13 protein-coding genes are annotated in these 18,192 nt (G+C 46.3%); all 13 read right to left on the bottom strand.

What is annotated here, in order from left to right:
• Positions 1 to 67: 67 nt before the first annotated feature.
• Positions 68 to 4,711, bottom strand: coding sequence for an Ig-like domain-containing protein (locus NXH67_RS12235; RefSeq protein ID WP_272797539.1), 4,644 nt, complete (start codon positions 4,709 to 4,711; stop codon positions 68 to 70).
• Between the two features lie 143 nt (positions 4,712 to 4,854).
• On the bottom strand, positions 4,855 to 6,198 hold the full coding sequence (locus NXH67_RS12230; protein WP_022776995.1) for an MATE family efflux transporter: 1,344 nt from the start codon (positions 6,196 to 6,198) through the stop codon (positions 4,855 to 4,857).
• A gap of 9 nt (positions 6,199 to 6,207) precedes the next feature.
• Entirely contained in the window at positions 6,208 to 7,977 is a 1,770-nt protein-coding gene (gene argS / locus NXH67_RS12225; protein WP_022776994.1) for an arginine--tRNA ligase, read from the bottom strand.
• Positions 7,978 to 8,058: 81 nt separating this feature from the next.
• Positions 8,059 to 9,531, bottom strand: a complete 1,473-nt coding sequence (locus NXH67_RS12220) for a shikimate kinase (RefSeq protein ID WP_022776993.1) — start codon at positions 9,529 to 9,531, stop codon at positions 8,059 to 8,061.
• A 138-nt stretch (positions 9,532 to 9,669) separates the two neighbouring features.
• Complete coding sequence (locus NXH67_RS12215; protein ID WP_022776992.1) at positions 9,670 to 10,089, bottom strand: hypothetical protein; 420 nt, start codon at positions 10,087 to 10,089, stop codon at positions 9,670 to 9,672.
• Between the two features lie 138 nt (positions 10,090 to 10,227).
• Positions 10,228 to 10,983, bottom strand: coding sequence for an ABC transporter ATP-binding protein (locus NXH67_RS12210; protein ID WP_026668513.1), 756 nt, complete (start codon positions 10,981 to 10,983; stop codon positions 10,228 to 10,230).
• 27 nt (positions 10,984 to 11,010) lie between these two features.
• Positions 11,011 to 11,808 carry an ABC transporter ATP-binding protein gene (locus NXH67_RS12205; RefSeq protein ID WP_051139895.1) on the bottom strand — a complete coding sequence of 266 codons (798 nt, stop codon included), beginning with the start codon at positions 11,806 to 11,808 and terminating at the stop codon, positions 11,011 to 11,013.
• The gene (locus NXH67_RS12200) at positions 11,799 to 12,614 is read right to left on the bottom strand and encodes an ABC transporter permease (RefSeq protein WP_272797538.1); all 816 of its coding nucleotides are present in this window, start codon (positions 12,612 to 12,614) and stop codon (positions 11,799 to 11,801) included. Before NXH67_RS12200 ends, NXH67_RS12205 begins: the two co-directional genes overlap by 10 nt.
• A complete protein-coding gene (locus NXH67_RS12195; RefSeq protein ID WP_272797537.1) occupies positions 12,614 to 13,558 on the bottom strand; it encodes an ABC transporter permease in 945 nt (314 codons plus the stop codon). Before NXH67_RS12195 ends, NXH67_RS12200 begins: the two co-directional genes overlap by 1 nt.
• Before the next feature lie 43 nt (positions 13,559 to 13,601).
• Positions 13,602 to 15,200: an ABC transporter substrate-binding protein gene (locus NXH67_RS12190; RefSeq protein ID WP_272797536.1), complete on the bottom strand. Its 1,599-nt coding sequence runs from the start codon at positions 15,198 to 15,200 to the stop codon at positions 13,602 to 13,604.
• Positions 15,201 to 15,354: 154 nt separating this feature from the next.
• The gene (nrdR, locus tag NXH67_RS12185; RefSeq protein ID WP_022776988.1) at positions 15,355 to 15,870 is read right to left on the bottom strand and encodes a transcriptional regulator NrdR; all 516 of its coding nucleotides are present in this window, start codon (positions 15,868 to 15,870) and stop codon (positions 15,355 to 15,357) included.
• 165 nt (positions 15,871 to 16,035) lie between these two features.
• Entirely contained in the window at positions 16,036 to 17,253 is a 1,218-nt protein-coding gene (gene ftsZ / locus NXH67_RS12180; RefSeq protein WP_022776987.1) for a cell division protein FtsZ, read from the bottom strand.
• Between the two features lie 113 nt (positions 17,254 to 17,366).
• Positions 17,367 to 18,191 carry a cell division protein FtsQ/DivIB gene (locus NXH67_RS12175; protein ID WP_022776986.1) on the bottom strand — a complete coding sequence of 275 codons (825 nt, stop codon included), beginning with the start codon at positions 18,189 to 18,191 and terminating at the stop codon, positions 17,367 to 17,369.
• Between the last annotated feature and the right edge of the window lies 1 nt (position 18,192).

Raw genomic sequence — 18,192 nt, 5'->3', positions numbered from 1 at the left:
TTCGTAATTCACCAAAAAAGAGACGTCTGTAAGACGCCCCTTTTCCGGACATTTGGCAATATGCTTTTTATTTGACAGTAACCTTTACTACCTTGCTAAATCCGCCATCAACAGTGGTGATGGTGATGTAGGCTATGCCGGGACTTATTCCCGCTATCTTGCCGGCATCTGATACCGTCACTATCTCGGGATTACTGCTTCTATAAGTCACCGCTGTGCTAAGTACATATTTTTTACCGGTATATTTGTAATACTCCGGTGTCGCTTTTATTGTAGAGGTCTTTCCTTTTTTGATCGACTTGATATAATCGAAGTCTTCATCGGAAACCGGATCTCCAAGTCCACTTATCTTAAGGCCTGTTACATGTGAATATATGGTAATGGTGCAATAAGCCTTCTTGTTGGTTCCTTTTACACAGGCTGTAACCTTGATCTTGCCTGAGTTAACACCCTCAATAACGAGTTTGGCTGTTCCTTTTCCTTCAAGAGACTTAAGCTGTTCACCGTTCTCCTCAAGATGGACCTTAACCCTTGCTGCGTCGCTTATGGTCCATACAAGCTCAGTATCCTCTGTAACGCCCATAGGGCTTATTGTAAGGGTATTATTACCGTCTTTAAGTCCCATTACGGCATCAGTCTTGTCTAATGACAGAGTGACTACATTCACCGTACAGGTGGCAAAAACAGCGCCATCTTCAGCAGATATCACTGTAATAGTGGCTGTTCCGTTATTCTTGGCTGTTACCTTACCACTGGTTCCTACAGTGGCAACAGAGGTATTATCAACTTTGTAGACAACCTTCTGGTTACTTGCCGGGGATAGTCCATCAAGTGCCAGTACACTTACCTTCAGGACCTTAGCGGTTCCCTTGGCCAGGTCAAACTTGCCGCCTGTGATATCAAGCTGGTCCTTATATACTTTTATGGACTCAGCCTCAGGCTTGATGGTTATGGTGCATTTGGCTGTCTTTTCGGGATCCGCCTTGGCTGTAGCAATGATAACCGCAGTTCTCTCGACTGCTGTAGGAAGTGCCTTTATCGCGATATAGGCATCGGAGCTGTCACTTATCTCAATATAATCTCCGCCCTCTGCAATGCTCCAGGTTACACCGCCCTCTTTGGGAACAACAGGAGAAAACCTGGCATTTACCGTAGCCTGCTTGCCACCTGTCAGGGATACGCTGCTCTGACTTAGGCTAAATCCACTGAAAGTCTGGTTCTTGACAGATACCTTGCAGGTCAGGGTCTTGGCTGCTGCGCCATAAGGTTTATAGGTGGCCTTGACGGGAATATTGCTCTTTATCAGCTCTCCCGCAGTAACGACACCTGTTTCCTCATCAACAGTCAGATACTTGGAATATGCGGCGTCAATACTCCATTTTACGCCGGATTCAAGTGTTGCCTGTCCTCCTTCACTTGCGTTTGTTACTGTAGGAACTATGTTTACTCCAAGGGCATAGCTACTTCCCGGGGAGATGACAACGCTTGACTGCAGCATCACCGCTTTTTTGACGGGAACATATACAAAATACTCTTTGGAATCAGATACACCGTTGGCTGCGGTAAGTGTTACCGTAACCGTTCCTTCGTTAACACCTGTGAGGGTTCCGTCGGATTTGATGGTTGCAAAACCGGTGCCGCCCTTAACTTCCCAGGTATAGGCTTTGTTCAAAGAAGCATCTTCATCTTCGCTGCTTAATACTGCGCTGAGTTTGAGATTTTTGCCGGCTGCTACCGATACAGCTCCGCCGTCCTCTATCCTTACGCTCTCAACAGCTTTGCCCACAGTTACAATGCAGGTTCCGGTAACTCCGGTTCCGTCTGTGGTGGCCACCGTTATGGTTGCCTGCCCATTAGAAACAGCGCTCACTTCTCCGCTTTGATTCACCAGGGCAACTGCGGTATCTGAAGAGCTCCATACAAGCTTCTGCTCTGCTTCAGCAGGAAGGATAGCTGCGCTTATGACCGCACTCTCTCCTACGCCCAGAGATACTGTAGTTTTATCCAATTTGATTCCGGTTGCTGCCAGTTTAACATTTACGGAAGCTACAGCACTGTATTCTCCGTCCGCACTGACTGCCTGTATTGTCGCACTACCCGGCATCTTGGCGGCTACTGTACCACCGGTACTTACAGTTGCCACGTTAGCGTTATCACTGCTCCAATATACTCTGCCGTCATATGAATCACCATTGCTGAATTCCACATGCAGAGTCTTACTTCTTCCTGTCAGCATGTCGAATCCTGACAGATCACTGTAGGCATCGTCCCTTATAACGATGTATTTATCTACTATCGGATCCGGATCGGGGATTGGCTCAGGTTCAGGCTCAGGCTCGGGTTCAGGTTCGGGCTCAGGTTCGGGCTCTGGGTCCGGTGTAGGATCCGGAGCCGGTGTGGGATCCGGTGTCGGTGTAGGTGTAGGACTTGGTGTAAAATCCGAACCGGGCTCAGGTTCGGGCTCCGGCTCAGGTTCGGGCTCCGGCTCAGGTTCTGGTTCGGGCTCCGGCTCAGGTTCAGGTTCAGGCTCAGCCTCCCACTGCGCATACAGTGTTATGCCGGCATTCTGAGTTGACAGCAGATTCCTAACAACCGCTTTGTCGCCATAGGATGTTCCCTGACCATCTGCCCTTGTATTCCATCCAATAAAGTTATATCTGTCTCTGGTAAAACCATTTACAGTCAATGTAACGTTTGTGTCATACACAGCGCTTGATGGAGACATGGATCCCGTTCCACCGTTGGCATTGTAGATGATCTTGTAGGTTATCGGTGAATAGTGGGCATACAGCGTATGATTCTCACTTATCACCGTTGAGGCTGAAGTAACCTTGCTTCCGTTTGTTCTCTCTGTGTACCAGCCGTCAAAGATGTACCCGGTTCTTACTGCTTCCGGAAGGTCACCATACTCATTTCCGGGTATTGCTGTAATCTCGGATACCGATACACTTCCCGAACCGGCATCAAAAGTCACCGTTACAGGCGTTATCACAGGCACCGAATATGATACGCAGTTCTTGGTGAATGCTTTGATTCGGATATTTCCCTGTCGGAAATAGCTATTGATTACCTTGTAATCAACCCATCTGTTGTTGGTATAAATATAGCTCTGGTTACTGCTTGAGCTTACCGTCGTTTTGTACCAGGAACCGGTGTAGCCATACTCCGCTCCGAAGGAAGCATTTCTCCCGGAATCGGATAATTCCACAACTGCAGCAAAACGGGTTCCGTGGTCCAGCATAACGGAATTTTCAAGAGGCACCGTATAATATCCCGCGAAGGTTGTTTTTCCCGTGGTGGTACACTCAGGCACATATATTCCGCTCTCAGGTCCCTGACTGCTATCGGGATTGACATATATCTTAACGGTATAGTCCACATCTGAGCTTGCGGTGTAGAAGGATACGGCCTGAAGCTCTTCTATATCACTGTTCCCGCTGATCTCAAAAACATTTGCAGCCTTTGAGCAGTCATAAGCCTGTGAGGTTGCCATTCCGCCGTCGTATTGATAGTTGTTGTCATACTTATCTGCTGCATCGTATACAGCTGCAAAAGCCTTGCCGGTAAGTGAAGGCTCATAATAGGACATCCAGAAATACCCGTAATAATCCTGCATATTACTGTAATTGCCTTCTTTCCAGCTGTTTCTTACAAGATAGGCACCGTTGCCCGCAGGAGCGTTGGTAAAATGGCTCTTGGGAAAATCATCATCCCAGCCCACGATCGTAACTTCATGATTGGCATTCTGAGCGTTGGGGTTATAGTAAGAATTGTAGGTGCTGTTGTATACCCCATTACTGATGGCTGTCTTTCTTGAGTTAATGGCCCCATAACCCACTGATACAGCGCCGCACTGGGCAACCAGTTTCTTGACGTTCTCTATATTGGAGACATTCAGATTTGTTTCAAAATAATGAGTAAGGTGAGCTGCGTCCTCGTAGGCTATTGACGAATCCAGCCCTCCGGCGTTGGCCTGACCTGCCATGTCCTTGTAATTAGCGGTATCTTCGTCAGCAGCTCCGGTCCAGGATGCGAGAACATTCTGGGCAAACTCCGCAGAACCACCGCGGTCCAGCAGCGTGCTGCCGCTTTCAAGTATCGCCTGGTTTTTGTCTCCCTGGGTTCCTCCCAAGGGATCCGTTACAGAGTTATAACAAAAATAAGCAAGATGAAGTTCCGAAAGATCCACATCTTTACTTACAATCCCCTGCTTTATAAGACTCATCTCAGCAAGCGTCATCGATGCATGAGCCCAGCAGCTTCCATATGGAGACTGATTTCTTAAGTTTGGTAAGGTGCCCGGAATATAGGCAGATGAAAGCGCAGAAGTAACGGGTTCTATCGACATAAGGCCGGCAGAATCCGTAAATATTTCCTCATCAAGAACAGGATCATCCACTTCCATGGGTTCTTCCACTTCCATGGCGCCCCCCGGCGGAATGATCTCATCAGAATCAGCCGGGTCAGATATGTCCTCTTCCTCAGCCGATAATTCATATTCTGTATCGTCAAACTCCGTATCATCTCCCTCTGATGCGGAGATCACATCAACCTCTTCGTCGGAAATAACCTCCTCCGACTCATCTATCCCTGTAAGGTCTTGCTCTTCAGATAACTCTTCCTCGATCAAAATATCGGAAGCCGAAGCCGTACCTGAATAGGAAAATGCCAAAGATACTGCCAACAACGCTGCGAGAATCCGTCTCTCCATAAACTCTTGTCTCCTTCTCTAAGAAAGTTTTCCCTAAGTAAAAGCTTTGGATATTCTCGCAAAAAATCTTGTGTTTAAAGTCGCCCAACTTTTAATTGTATTTCGGCAATATTACTTTGGCACTTTAGTATGTTTATTTTTTTTTAATCAATTACTTTGTGGATCCATTTTCCACTCTTAAATCTTATGGTAAAAATAATTCCTCGTATGAACCAGTCAGCAAACATGCCGATCCATACGCCCATTGCCCCGAATCCCATCACTCTGATGAGAAAGGTTGCAAGGGTTACCCTGCAGAGCCACATGGTAAGCGTTGCAACCAGCATGGAGAACTTAACATCTCCGGCAGCACGCATCGCATAAGGAGTAACGAAGGAAGGCGCCCACAAAAGAGGCTTGGCTATGGTAATCCAGCCCAGCATATAGATGCACAGCTTGGCGCTCTCTTCCTGCATCCCTGCCAGCATAGTGACAGGTCTTGCAATCGCATAGGTAAAAAGGCAGCTGGCAAGTATTGCAATGTATCCCCAGAGTACCATCTTCTTGGTATAGTACACCGCCTCGTCTTTTCTTCCTGCGCCAAGACACTGTCCAACAATGGTCATAAGTCCGATACCGACACCTATTCCCGCAACGCCGTTGACATTCTCAAAAATATTGGTCATGGACTGAGCTGCGATGGCTGCGGTTCCAAGAAGTGATACCGAAGACTGGATTGCCAGCTTACCGAACTGGAACATGGAGTTCTCTATTCCGTTTGGAATGCCCATGGCCAGGATATTCTTGATCTTGGGCATATCGGGCCTTATCTTGTGATATGCTCTTACGGATATCTGCCTGTCCTTCTTTCGTAGAAGTGTAAGCAGCACCACCGCTGAGAAGATTCTGGAAAACAAAGTAGCCAGCGCTGCGCCGTATACTCCAAGACCAAATCCCCATATCAAAAGGGCATTTCCCGCCACATTCAAAAGATTGGATACTATGGCCACATTCATGGGAAGCCTGGTGTCGGACTGAGCACGGAAAATAGCGCTCCCCGCCGCTGCCAGGGATATCCCCGGATAGGACATTATCGTCAGCAGGAAATAAATGCTTGCGGCGTCCATAACATCCGCATCGATTGTTCCAAATATGAGGGATAACAGCCCTTTTCTGAATATCAGACATATGAACATCAGGGAAAAAGAGATAAACGCTGATACCAGAAGTACCTGCCTTGCTGCGTCATTGGCTCTTTTGACATCCTTCTGCCCGATATAGGTGGCGCATATAATAACTCCGCCGGTAGCCATGGCGTTAAAGGCCTGAACCACCAGGTTATTGATTGAATCTACAAGAGATACTCCCGAAAGAGCCGCAGCACCCACATTACTTACCATCATGGAGTCCGCAAGTCCCATAAGGGAGTTCAGAAATTGTTCCGCAATAATAGGAATCAGCAACAGGAAAAGCTTCCTGTTGCTGAAAAGATGTTCTTTCTTATCCATTTCAAATCCTTACATATACTCAGGAGCATCAAATCCCAGAAGATCGATGCCTGTCTCAAGTACCTTGAGTGTTACGGCAAGAAGTGCGATATAGCTGCTCTTCTTGTATTCATCAGCTTCTGACAGGATCTTGGTTCCGTGGTAGAAGCTGTTAAAGGCATTACTGAGGTCATAGATATATCCGCAGATTCTGTTAGGTGACAGATCCTTGGCTGCGCTCTCAACAGCATCGGCAAATCTTGTAAGATTCAGCATAAGCTCCTTCATTGCAGGGCTGTCGGGATTGCCGAGCTTGGCTTCCTTCACATTGCCGCCCTCAGCCTCATATTTTCTGAGGATAGATTTGATACGAACGATGGTGTAGAGAATATATGGGCCTGTATCTCCCTCGAAGGAAGTGAATTTATCAACGTCAAATATATAATCCTTGGCAGGCTGGTTGGAGAGATCGCCGTACTTGATAGCTGAAAGAGCAACCTTGTGGGCTGTGCTCTTAGCCTCTTCGTCGCTGATCTCGGGATTGCCTTCCTTGATCCTTGCAAACATCTTCTCATCGATCTCGGAGATGAGATTCTCAAGACGCATAACGCCGCCCTCTCTTGTCTTGAAGGGCTTGCCGTCCTTGCCGTTCATGGTTCCGAAGCCTACGAAGTGAAGCTCTGTCTCAGGCATAACAAGTCTGGTCTTGCGTGCGCAGCGGAATACCTGTGTGAAGTAGAGTTCCTGTCTCTTATCAACAACGTAGATGATTCCCTCAGGGTGCTCACCCTCCATACGCTGCTTGATGGTAGCAAGGTCTGTTGTGTTGTACAAAGAAGCTCCGTCGGACTTAAGGATCATGCAAGGCGGAATCTCCTTGGTATCTGTCTCCTCAGCTACATCTACTACAAGAGCTCCCTGGCTCTCATGAGCATAGCCATGGGACTTCATATACTCAACCATTCCGGGAATTGTCTCATGGGCATCTGATTCACCCTTCCAGAGATCAAAATCAACGTTCAGGTTCTTATAGTTCTTCTTAAGATCATTAACAGATACATTGAGAATGTGGTGCCACAGCGCTCTGTAGGGCTTGTAGCCGTCCTGAAGGAGCTTGGTTGCTTCCATAGCCTCTGCCTTGAAAGCCTCATCCTCCTTGGATCTCTTGCTGGCTGCAGGATAGATCTCCTCAAGCTCTGTTACGGTAAAAGGAGCCTCCTTGGGATACGTTCCTTCAAAATCAGGATCAAAATAGCACAGCTCAGGCTTTTTCTCCTTAAGACCTGTTATAACAAGTCCCATCTGAAGCCCCCAGTCTCCCAGGTGAACGTCACCGATTACCTTGTTTCCTGTATATTTAAGAATTCTCTTGATACTCTCACCAATAACCGCGCTGCGAAGATGTCCTACGTGAAGAGGCTTGGCAACGTTGGGTCCGCCGTAGTCGATAATGAACTTGGGCTCATGGCCGGGAAGTGTCACGCCAAAGCGCTTCTCATGAAGCATTCTGACGATGTAGCTTCTTGCAAAATCTCCGCTTACGATAATGTTAAGAAAGCCGGGTTTAACAGAATCAACCTTCTCAAACATCTCATTATCCTGAAGCTTGGCAGCCACTTCATCAGCAATGATAAAAGGGGCCTTGCCGTACTTCTTGGCGCCGGCCATAGCGCCGTTGCACTGATATTCGCAAAGGTCAGGTCTGTTGGAAATTGTCACCCTTCCAAGCTCCCTGTCATAGCCTGCTGCCTCAAAGGCATCTCCTACTTCTTTTGATATTAGTTCAAGTACTTTTTCCAAAATTTTACCTTCTTTCGAATCCAAATTTTTCAATAGACCTACAAGATTTTAACAAAAAAGCTCATATCTATCAACGTTTATTTATAGACCCAGGAGACTTATGATCTTATCCGCTATTTCCTCAGGTGTAAGCGCGTCCGTATCCACCACGATGTCTGCAGCCTGTTCATATATCTCGCGCCTTTCATCCTGAAGCTCTTTTATCCTGACAAGGGGATCCTTGGTCTGCAAAAGAGGTCTGGTGGTGTCATCCTTGATCCTGTCATATACAGTTTCAGGCCTGGTCCTTAAATACACAACCTTGCCGGCCTTCTTAAGAAGCTCTCTGTTCTCTTCTCTGACAGGAAGTCCGCCTCCAAGGGAAATCACTGTTTCTCTCCAGTGGTCCTCCACAATGGTGCGAAGAAGCTCTGTCTCCAGATCTCTGAAATACTGCTCTCCCTCCCCTGCAAATATCTCGTTAACACTCCTCTTCTCGGTATCCACAATGACTTCATCCGTATCGATAAGCTCCAGTTCCAGCTTGTCGGCAAGGATCTCTGAAACAGTGGTCTTGCCGCAGCCCATGAAGCCCTCAAGGATGATATTTCGTGAGCCAATTACTTCCAGCATAAGAGATCTGTAGACTTCGTCTGCTTCCTCCTTGCTGATCTTAAAGTCGTTTCCTTCCGAGCCGTTCCAGAGTTCAAAGGCATCCACCGCCTGATACAGCAGCATCTTAAGACCGGAAACCGTCTTGGCACCTGCCGCCTCAGCAAGTTTAAGGAACTTGGTATCAAGAGGTCTGTAGACCATATCCACCGCAGCGCTGACGTGTCTGTAGAACTCCTCATCCTCTATAACCGCGCTGTTTACATCCGGGAAAAGTCCCACGGACGTACACTGAAGTACAATAAATCTGTCCTCCAGCATATAGAGCCTGCCATAATCCTCAAGCTTCATTGGAATAATGATATCTTCCCAGGTAGCTGCCTCACCTTTTGCGCTAAGGCCATCCTCTGTGCATTTATCTTCAAGGCCCATTTCCGCAACAGCCTTGTTAACTTCTGCTGCCACATACTGTGCCTTCTCATAGGTTCTGTTAAGGATATATACCTTCCTGGCGCCCTTGCTGGCACTAAGAAAGGCTGCGGGTCTTGCCACGCCGCCGGCTCCAAGGATAACAACCGCCTCTCCGGACAGCTCAACGCCTTCTTCTCTGATTGCTCTGTAGAGTCCCGTCATATCAGTGTTGTAGCCCTTATAGCCGCCACCTGGTATTCTCACAAGAGTGTTGACCGCACCTATCCCCTTGGCAAGAGGATCTATATCATCAAGAAAAGGAATCACCGCACTCTTATGGGGAATTGTAACATTAAGCCCCAGTATATCCAGAGCCTTAGCCCCCTTAACGGCATCCTGAATATCACTATGTTCAACCTCGAAGGGAACATATACCATATTGATCCCCTTGATCTGTGCCAGTGCATTATGAATAAGCGGTGACAGCGTATGTTTCACCGGATTACCGATAAGTCCGCAGGTTCTTGTATATCCGTCAGTATAATTCAGCATAGCAAGCTCCTAATTGTATTTTTTAGTCCTACAGCAAATTGTACCTTTTATCACAACCGCCTGCAACCGGCATAATAAAAAAGGAGATACAAAAACTGTATCTCCGAGTCATCACATATACTTTTATGATATGTCTTATCACAGGCGAATAACGATTCCGTCCTCTGTTCCTGCGATGATGTTTCTGTTCTTTCCTGCCAGGTCCTTACCGCCTACAAAATACTGATATTCATGAAGCAGATGATCCTTTTGCATGCCTGAGATGGCATGTCTCATATCCTCTGATGCAAGGCCCTTTTCTCCAAAGAGGTCAATTGCATTGGCATCATAAACACCAAAGGAAATGGCGACGTTTTCGATAGAAGCGTTATCCCTTACGGGAACTTCGGAGACGGTGAGATCCATCTCCTTTTTGGGACTTTCCTCCGGAGTCTGTGAAGCTTCGTTGTCCTTAAGTTCGGGAGCTACCGATGGTCTAGGATCAACCCTAAGGCTGTCCGCAGCAGGTGGTATGTTATAAGCATTATAGCCGTAATTTCCAAGTCTGTTTAATGCCATAAGCCTTACCTCCTTTCCTTGCCTGATTGTGTTCACAGCATATATCGGATAACCCCCACATTTTCTTAATATAATTATACAAAAAAAATCTTAAATCCCAATTTAGCTTGACGGAATTTAAGATTTTTTTAATAAATATTACGTTATACCGGCTGCTTTCAATAAAGCTTTGGTGTAGTCAGCCTGCGGATTTTTGTAAACATCTCTGGTCTTGCCATATTCCACGACGCGACCATTTTTCATGATAAGAACGTGATCACTCATGCGGTACACAACGCGAAGGTCATGGGATATGAAAATTATGGATATTCCAAGCTTCTTGTGAAGATTGGTAAGAAGCTCCATGATCTGGGCCTGAATGGTAACGTCAAGAGCTGAAACAGGCTCATCTGCGATCAGCACCTTGGGGTTACGCATAAGGGCAATTCCTATGCACACCCTCTGTCTCTGGCCTCCTGAGAGCTGCGACGGATATCTCTCCAGCATGTTAAGCGGAAGCTCAATATCCTTCATTATCTCTTCAATCCTGGCTCTTCTCTCCTCCTTGGTCCACTGTCTCTCCTTGTCGACTCTTAAGGGTTCCTCCAGGAGCCACCCTATGGTCTTGGCCGGATTAAGTGAATTGTAAGGATCCTGAAATACCATCTGAGGTCTTGGATATTTCTGCCATATCTCCCCGGTGTAGTCCTTGTTGATGCCAACAATGGCCCTTGCAAGGGTTGATTTGCCGCATCCTGATTCTCCGGCTACTGCAAGAACCTCGCCTTCCTCCATGGAAACAGAGACTCCGTACAGAGCCTGTACTTTTTTATCTTCTTTTTTTGAAAAAAGCTTTCTCTTCCTGTTCTTATAAAAAACGTTCAGGTCGGAGATTCTAATAACTTCATCTGCCATATGCTTTCATCCGTTCTAAATCTGTCTTTACCCAAGATCGATCTTGGGAATCGCAGCAATAAGCTTCTTGGTATAGGTGTCCATCGGTCTTGTAAAAACAACTGAGGTCTTGCCGGTCTCCACGATTCTGCCCTTCTGCATTACGATAACTCTCTCGCAGAGCTGACTTACAAGGCTGAGGTCATGGGATATGAAGATTATGGAGGTTCCTCTTTCCTTGTTGATTTTCTTAAGAAGATCCACAATCTGGGCCTGAACCGTTACATCAAGAGCTGTTGTGGGCTCATCTGCGATCAGTATCTGAGGATTGCCGATCATGGCTGCAGCAATCATGACTCTCTGTCTCATTCCGCCGGACAGCTCGTGGGGATACATGTAATAGATATCCTCGGCCTTATCCAGGCCAACGCTCCGCAGCATTTCAATTGCTCTGGCCTTGCGCTCGGCTTTTTTGATCTCAGGATGATGGATAAGAAGCGGTTCCTCCACCTGCCAGCCGATTCTTTTAACCGGATTAAGTGATGTCATGGGCTCCTGGAAAATAATGGAAATCTCATCTCCCTGATATTGCCTGAGGGTCTTTCTGTCACAGGTAAGAAGGTCGTTGCCGTCAAACATGATGCGGCCCGTCTTCTTAATCTGATGTCTTGATAAAAGACCTGCTATGGCAAGGGCACTCATACTCTTGCCTGAGCCGGATTCGCCAACTATCCCAACGATCTCACCCTTACCCAGCATCAGGTCAAAGTCTTCCACCGCTGTCTCAGGAAGGTCGTGGTCATGAAATTCTATATGAAGATCGGTTACATCAAGAATTATTTCCATCTTCTGATTCCCTCCCCAAGAAATGCAAAACCAAGAACCATCAGCACGATGACGATACCTGGACACAGAACGTAGCTGGGCGTCGTAAACATATACTGCTGAGCATCCGAGAGCATCTTACCAAGGCTTGCATAAGGCGGCTGTGAACCAACGCCAAGATAGCTAAGTCCTGCCTCAGCAAGAACAGCATTGTTAAAGCCGATAAGTATTGATGAAGCCATTACTCCCTTCATATTCGGAAGGATATGCACAAATATCATTCTAAGGTCCGATACTCCCTGCAGTCTGGCATTTTCGATATAGTCCATGTTCTTGCAGCGAAGCACCTCGCCTCTTACTATTCTGGCGAAGCTTGGCACGAAGGCGATTCCCAGTGAAACGATCAGCTGAATCCAGCCAACTCCGAATACACTGACGATTACCAGCGCCAGGAGGATACTTGGAAATGCAAAAAGAGCATCAATTACTCTCATGGTGATCTCATCCAGCATACCGCCATAGTAGCCCGTTATGGCCCCAATAATGGTTCCTGTGCCTGCACCTATGATCACGGTACCTATGGCGATAAGAAGAGTCACTCTGCTACCGTACATAACACGGCTGAACACATCTCTTCCCATGTTGTCGGTGCCCATGAGATGCCTTGCGGATATTCCCTGAAGCTTGTCAGCTGAGTTCATCTTGGTGGGTTCATAGGGCATCCAGAAAAAGCCCACAATTATCATGATAAGAATGATCCCCGTGATAAGAAGACCTGCCGTAAGATATGGATCCTTCAAGATCTTTTTAATTGATATATCCTTCATCAGTCCTCTGCCTCAATTCTTGGATCGATTATTCTGTATACTACATCCACCAATAGATTTATTACTATTACGATTGTGGCGATACCCATAATAATGGCCTCAACCACCGGATAATCTCTGTTACTGATACTTGTGAGAAGTATTCTGCTGATTCCGGGAATACTGAATACCTGCTCAATTACAAGGCTGCCTGCAACCATGTCCGCAAGAGCCATTCCAAGGAAGGTGACTACAGGTATCATGGCATTCTTGAGCACATGTCTGTAGAGAACGCCGTTGGTGTTGTTACCCCTACTGTAGGCCGTTCTGGCGTAGTCCTTGCCGGCCTCATCAATAAGGCTTCCCCTAAGGAGCTTGACTGTCATGGCTATCTTGGGCAAAGAAATAGCCACTGCAGGGAAAATAAGATAGCAGACAAAGCCGCCAAAGTCGTCTTTATATGATACAAAGCCGCCCGGTGTGAAGACTCTCAGTATCATTCCAAACACAAAGGTAATAAGGATACCTGAGAAAAATGGCGGGCAAGCCATAATGATCTGATTAAATACGGTGATGATCCTGTCAAGGACACCATTCTCATGCTTGGCGGTAATAATGCCAAGTGGAATCGAAACAATAACTGTAAGACAAAATGCGATAAGTCCCAGGGTCAGTGTGATCGGTATCTTGTTGGCGATCATTCCTGCCACAGGAACGCTGTAGCTGTAGGAGGTTCCGAAATCTCCTCTCAAAAATGATGTGAACCATCTGAAATATCTGACGATAAAGGGGTCGTTGAGGCCGAGCTTCTCTCTTGTCTGCCATACAAGCTCCGGAGATGCCTCAAGTCCCAGCATTCTGACTACCGGATCTCCCGGTATTAAATTAAAAGCGAGGAATACGCATATGGACACCACAATTAGGGTTAAAATCATCATAAAAAACTTTTTAATGATATATCTCATACGCGTATTCCCCGCAATTAAAATTTTATAGTATTAAATAATTTTACTGTGCAGGTCTGATCTTGGCAATGTCCTGTACATAAAGAGGATAATAAGTATATCCTGTAAATTTCTTGTTAAGTGCAACCAGCTGCGGAAGGTCCTCGATGTATACGCTGGCAGCCTCTTTAGAAAGGATTGTGAGGCATTCCTTGTAAGCAGCTGTCTTCTCAGCATCATCTGTGGAAGCCTCAGCCTTGGCATAAGCAGCATCGAATTCCGGGCTGTTGAAATTAACAAAGTTCTTGCTTGCATCGGATACATATCTTGAAAGCATAGCTGTTGCTGAAAGTGTTGAAGCATCAACGCTGACTACAGTTGCCTCAAACTGTCTTCCGGTGTAAACATCACTTACCCATGAGTTCCACTCGATTTCCTGGATGTTGGCTGTAACGCCTACAGCCTTGAGCTCCTCTGAAATAACCTGAGCTGTATCCACGTGCTGAGTGTAGTTGGAAGGAACTGTGATGGTGAACTCAAAACCATCGGGATATCCTGCCTCTGCAAGAAGTTCCTTAGCCTTATCTATGTCCTGATTGTAAGTATCATTGAGCTCAGGCATGAAGTACTTGGTAAAGCCGGGGAACATAGCACTTCCGACTTCTTTTCCAAGACCGTCTGATACAAAGCCCATAATCTCAGCAGGATCAATTGCATAGCACAGAGCCTGACGTACTCTTACATCGTCAAAAGGCTTAACCGCGTTGTTGAGGTACATAGCCTGTACCGCATTGGTTGTTCCCTCATATACCTGGAACTTGTCTGAAAGCTGTGCTGCCTGTGTTGTTGTGATACGGCAGAACATATCGATGGAGCCTGCCTCAAGATCCATAACAATGGCATCTGCGTTGGACTCGATCTTGTAAACAACGTCCTTGATATACGCCTTCTCTCCCCAATAATCATCGAATCTTGTTACGATGATGTTCTCCTGAGGTGAGCTGGAAACATATTTGTATGGGCCTGTTCCGATAGGATTGGTTGCCGGATCTGCATTGGATGCAGGTAAAATGGCAACTGTGAGCTGAGTTATAAAGTCTGAATCAGCCTCCTTAAGTACAACCTCCACGTGCTTGTCATCAACAATGTTAACACTGTCGACCTTAGCAAAGGTCTTAACAAGAGGCTCTTCGCCGTCCTTACCCTTAACTCGATCTAAAGAATATTTAATATCCTCTACTGTAACATCGCTTCCGTCGTGGAACTTGACTCCATCTCTCAGTGTGAATGTGTAAACTGTGCTGTCATCTGAAATTGTGTACTCGCTGGCTACAGCAGGGTTAAGATTACCGTTCTCGTCGGGCTTAACAAGTCCTTCGAAAATATTAAATTGTACCTCTCTTGTTCCTGCCCCTGTTGATGTGTGGGGGTCAAGACCGTCAATGTCCTGAGGTATTCCTACGATAAGCTTAGAAAGATCCTCCGCTGTATCTGTAGCTGCAGGTGCTTCTGTTACTACAGTATCGGTGGCGGTGTTCTCCTCCACCTTAGCGGAATCTCCTGCCTTGTCGCTTGAGCAGCCGCTCAATGCAATAGTCAGTGTTGTGAGCACAACCGTCAGAAGTGAGCAGCCAACCTTTCTGCCAAAACTTCTTTTGATCATGTTCAAATCTTCCTCCTCTTTCTTGGTCTTTGGCTAGACCAATTACATCGTTCAATATACGGCTTCGTCAAAGAATTGTCAAGAACAGACTATAAAAAAACAGCTATGCAAAAAACAACTTCCGCATAGCTGCCTGATATACATTTTGGTTAAATCAGCTCTCCTTCTTCAATAGAGGAGTGTTCTTGTCGGTGGAATCTGTTATTGTGCCGTCAGCCTCCTTACGAAGAACGGATTTGAGCTCGTCCATGAAGGTATTCACATCCTTGAACTCTCTGTATACGGATGCGAAACGAACATAGGCTACCGGATCGAGATTCTTCATCTTGTCCATGACGATCTCACCGATGGCACGGCTGGGAATTTCCTTCTGCTCCATGTTGAAGACCTCGGTCTCAACGGAGTCCACCAGCTTGGTGATCTGTTCTGCGCTGACAGGGCGCTTGTGGCAGGCTCTGAATACGCCAGCCTCAATCTTGGCTCTGTCGTAGGGCTCACGCACATCGCCTTTTTTGATAACAATAAGGGGAATAGTCTCAACCTTCTCGTAGGTAGTGAATCTCTTGCCGCAGGAATCACAGACTCTTCTTCGTCTTATGGATGTATTCTCGTCTGCAGGCCTTGAATCAATAACTCTGGTGTCATCCTTACCACAAAATGGGCATTTCATGCTATTCCCTCCATATTCTCAAATTATATACACTGTATATAGTACGAACATAGGCTTGTTCCACAAATTATTGTATCATGTTTTGTCGGTCTTTTCTACACAAAATATCGGATAGAGCCGAAAAAAAGCCCCTCGCCAAGGGCGAAGGGCTCATAATCATCAATATTACTTCCTCTGAAGGAAATCCGGAATCTTAAGTGACTTGGGCTCTACAGTGCTTCTGATCTCTGTAGGTCTGTTAAGTGTCATTCCGGCTGCGGGTCTTGCAACCTGCTCTGTTGCTGTTCCGATAGGAGTAACAGTAGGCTGAATAGGTGTTACAGGTGTAACAACCGGCTGGGGTGCCACATGCATTGCAGGTGTTCCCATAGGCTGTACCACGGGCTGAGGTGCTGCTGCTCTCTGAACAGGCTGCTGAGGCATTGTGTTGGCCTTGTCCTCGATACCTGTTGCGATAACAGTGATGGTACATGTATCAGTCTTGTTCTCATCGTATGTTGAACCAAAGATAACGTTAACGTCATCTCCGGCAAGTCCTCTAACGTAATCTGATGCTTCCTGTGCATCTGTCAGGGAGATATCACCTGAAATATTAATAAGGACGTTGGTTGCACCGTTGATCTTGGTCTCAAGAAGAGGACTCTCAACGGCCATCTTAACAGCCTCTGATGCCTTATCATCGCCCTTGCCGCTACCGATACCGATATGAGCGATACCCTTGTCCTTCATGACAGTCTGAACATCAGCAAAGTCCAGATTGATGATAGCGGGAACATTGATAAGATCAGTGATTCCCTGTACTGCCTGCTGAAGAACCTCATCAGCCTTCTTAAGGGCATCAGGCATTGTTGTACGTCTGTCAACTATCTCAAGAAGCTTATCATTAGGGATAACGATAAGCGTATCTACATTGCTCTTAATATTCTGGATACCCAGCATAGCGTTCTGCATACGAACACGAGCCTCAAAATTGAAAGGCTTGGTTACAACGCCAACTGTAAGAATACCCATATCCTTGGCAAGCTTGGCTACTACGGGAGCTGCACCTGTACCGGTTCCGCCACCCATACCACAGGTAACGAATACCATGTCTGCGCCCTTGATAGCTGCAGAAATCTCCTCTGCACTCTCCTCAGCTGCCTTCTGTCCTACCTCAGGCTTAGCTCCTGCGCCAAGTCCCTTGGTAAGCTTCTCACCGATCTGCAAAAGCTTGGGGGCCTTGCAGAGCTGAAGTGCCTGCTTATCTGTATTGATACCGATAAATTCAACACCGGTAATGTTCTCATCAACCATTCTATTCACAGCGTTATTGCCTGCACCGCCTACCCCAACGACGATGATCTTACAAGCGAATTCCGCCTCATTTGACTTAATCTCCAGCAAAGCTACTCCTCCTTCATAAACCTCATAGACTCCTACTAGCTATGATACGATTTTTTTTTTTAATAATCAACCCACTTTTTTTATGAAATCTTTACTTTTTGTCCGACAATTCATTAGCTTTTCTCTTCAAAAGTGATGTTGGTGGTATCTTCGTTATAATCTTTCATTTCCAAAATTCCGCTTTTCCCTTCGAGACTCGGAAGGATATATTGGAGCTGAATAATTTTCTCATCGATGTAGTCTCTCGTGCCGATACTGACCTCAACTCCGCCAAAATACAGATATACGTCATAGTCGCTGTCAAAAAAGATTTTTTCCGCATGAAGTTCATATTTGGACAGCAGTTTAGTTATATCCAGGATCTCGGCAAATACGCTCTCATTTTCCACAGGAAGCTTCTCATGGATGATAACGTGGTCAAAGGACAGCCCCAGAACCAGCGGAACGTCATCCGAGCTCTCAAGGGAGCTCTCCACCACTATTCCGTCTCTGTCAAAGTACATATATCTGCCAAGATACTGTATGTATCCCGCAATGGCCTTCTCATACACGTTGATCCTGATGGTATCCGGAGATAATATCTCCACGCTCATCTTCTGGATGAAGGGAATGTCTTCAATGCTCTTATTCCTGTATTTCATGGACAGATATACGCTGTTATGACCAAATTGTCCGTCCATGACCATTTCCATTATCTCTTCGTTGGTATAATGGGTATTGCCGGTCACATAAACATTGGTGACGGTATAGTTGTCAGATATGTATTTAAGGGCAATAAGGGCCGCTATCGGCAGAATAACAACAAGAGCCGCAATAACTATAAGACTCTTTCTTCTGAGAAAATATATGCCGATATTTCGGAATAATTCCCCAATATCAATCTTTGGAAATATAGGCCTTCTTTGCGAAGGTCTTTTTCTTTTACGTTTCTTACCCATC

The organism is Butyrivibrio sp. DSM 10294, assembly GCF_028539135.1.
Classification (GTDB): domain Bacteria; phylum Bacillota; class Clostridia; order Lachnospirales; family Lachnospiraceae; genus Butyrivibrio.
The sequence above is the reverse complement of the archived record's forward strand: the minus strand, read 5'-3'. Positions and strand labels throughout refer to the sequence as shown.

Excerpts from the sequence above, each read along its gene's own strand:
- NXH67_RS12205 (WP_051139895.1), bottom strand. The coding sequence starts at position 11,808 with ATGGAAATAATTCTTGATGTAACCGATCTTCATATAGAATTTCATGAC.
- NXH67_RS12195 (WP_272797537.1), bottom strand. The coding sequence starts at position 13,558 with ATGAGATATATCATTAAAAAGTTTTTTATGATGATTTTAACCCTAATT.
- NXH67_RS12190 (WP_272797536.1), bottom strand. The coding sequence starts at position 15,200 with ATGATCAAAAGAAGTTTTGGCAGAAAGGTTGGCTGCTCACTTCTGACG.
- NXH67_RS12220 (WP_022776993.1), bottom strand. The coding sequence starts at position 9,531 with ATGCTGAATTATACTGACGGATATACAAGAACCTGCGGACTTATCGGT.
- NXH67_RS12210 (WP_026668513.1), bottom strand. The coding sequence starts at position 10,983 with ATGGCAGATGAAGTTATTAGAATCTCCGACCTGAACGTTTTTTATAAG.
- NXH67_RS12200 (WP_272797538.1), bottom strand. The coding sequence starts at position 12,614 with ATGAAGGATATATCAATTAAAAAGATCTTGAAGGATCCATATCTTACG.
- NXH67_RS12235 (WP_272797539.1), bottom strand. The coding sequence starts at position 4,711 with ATGGAGAGACGGATTCTCGCAGCGTTGTTGGCAGTATCTTTGGCATTT.
- NXH67_RS12215 (WP_022776992.1), bottom strand. The coding sequence starts at position 10,089 with ATGGCATTAAACAGACTTGGAAATTACGGCTATAATGCTTATAACATA.
- NXH67_RS12175 (WP_022776986.1), bottom strand. The coding sequence starts at position 18,191 with ATGGGTAAGAAACGTAAAAGAAAAAGACCTTCGCAAAGAAGGCCTATA.
- nrdR (WP_022776988.1), bottom strand. The coding sequence starts at position 15,870 with ATGAAATGCCCATTTTGTGGTAAGGATGACACCAGAGTTATTGATTCA.
- NXH67_RS12230 (WP_022776995.1), bottom strand. The coding sequence starts at position 6,198 with ATGGATAAGAAAGAACATCTTTTCAGCAACAGGAAGCTTTTCCTGTTG.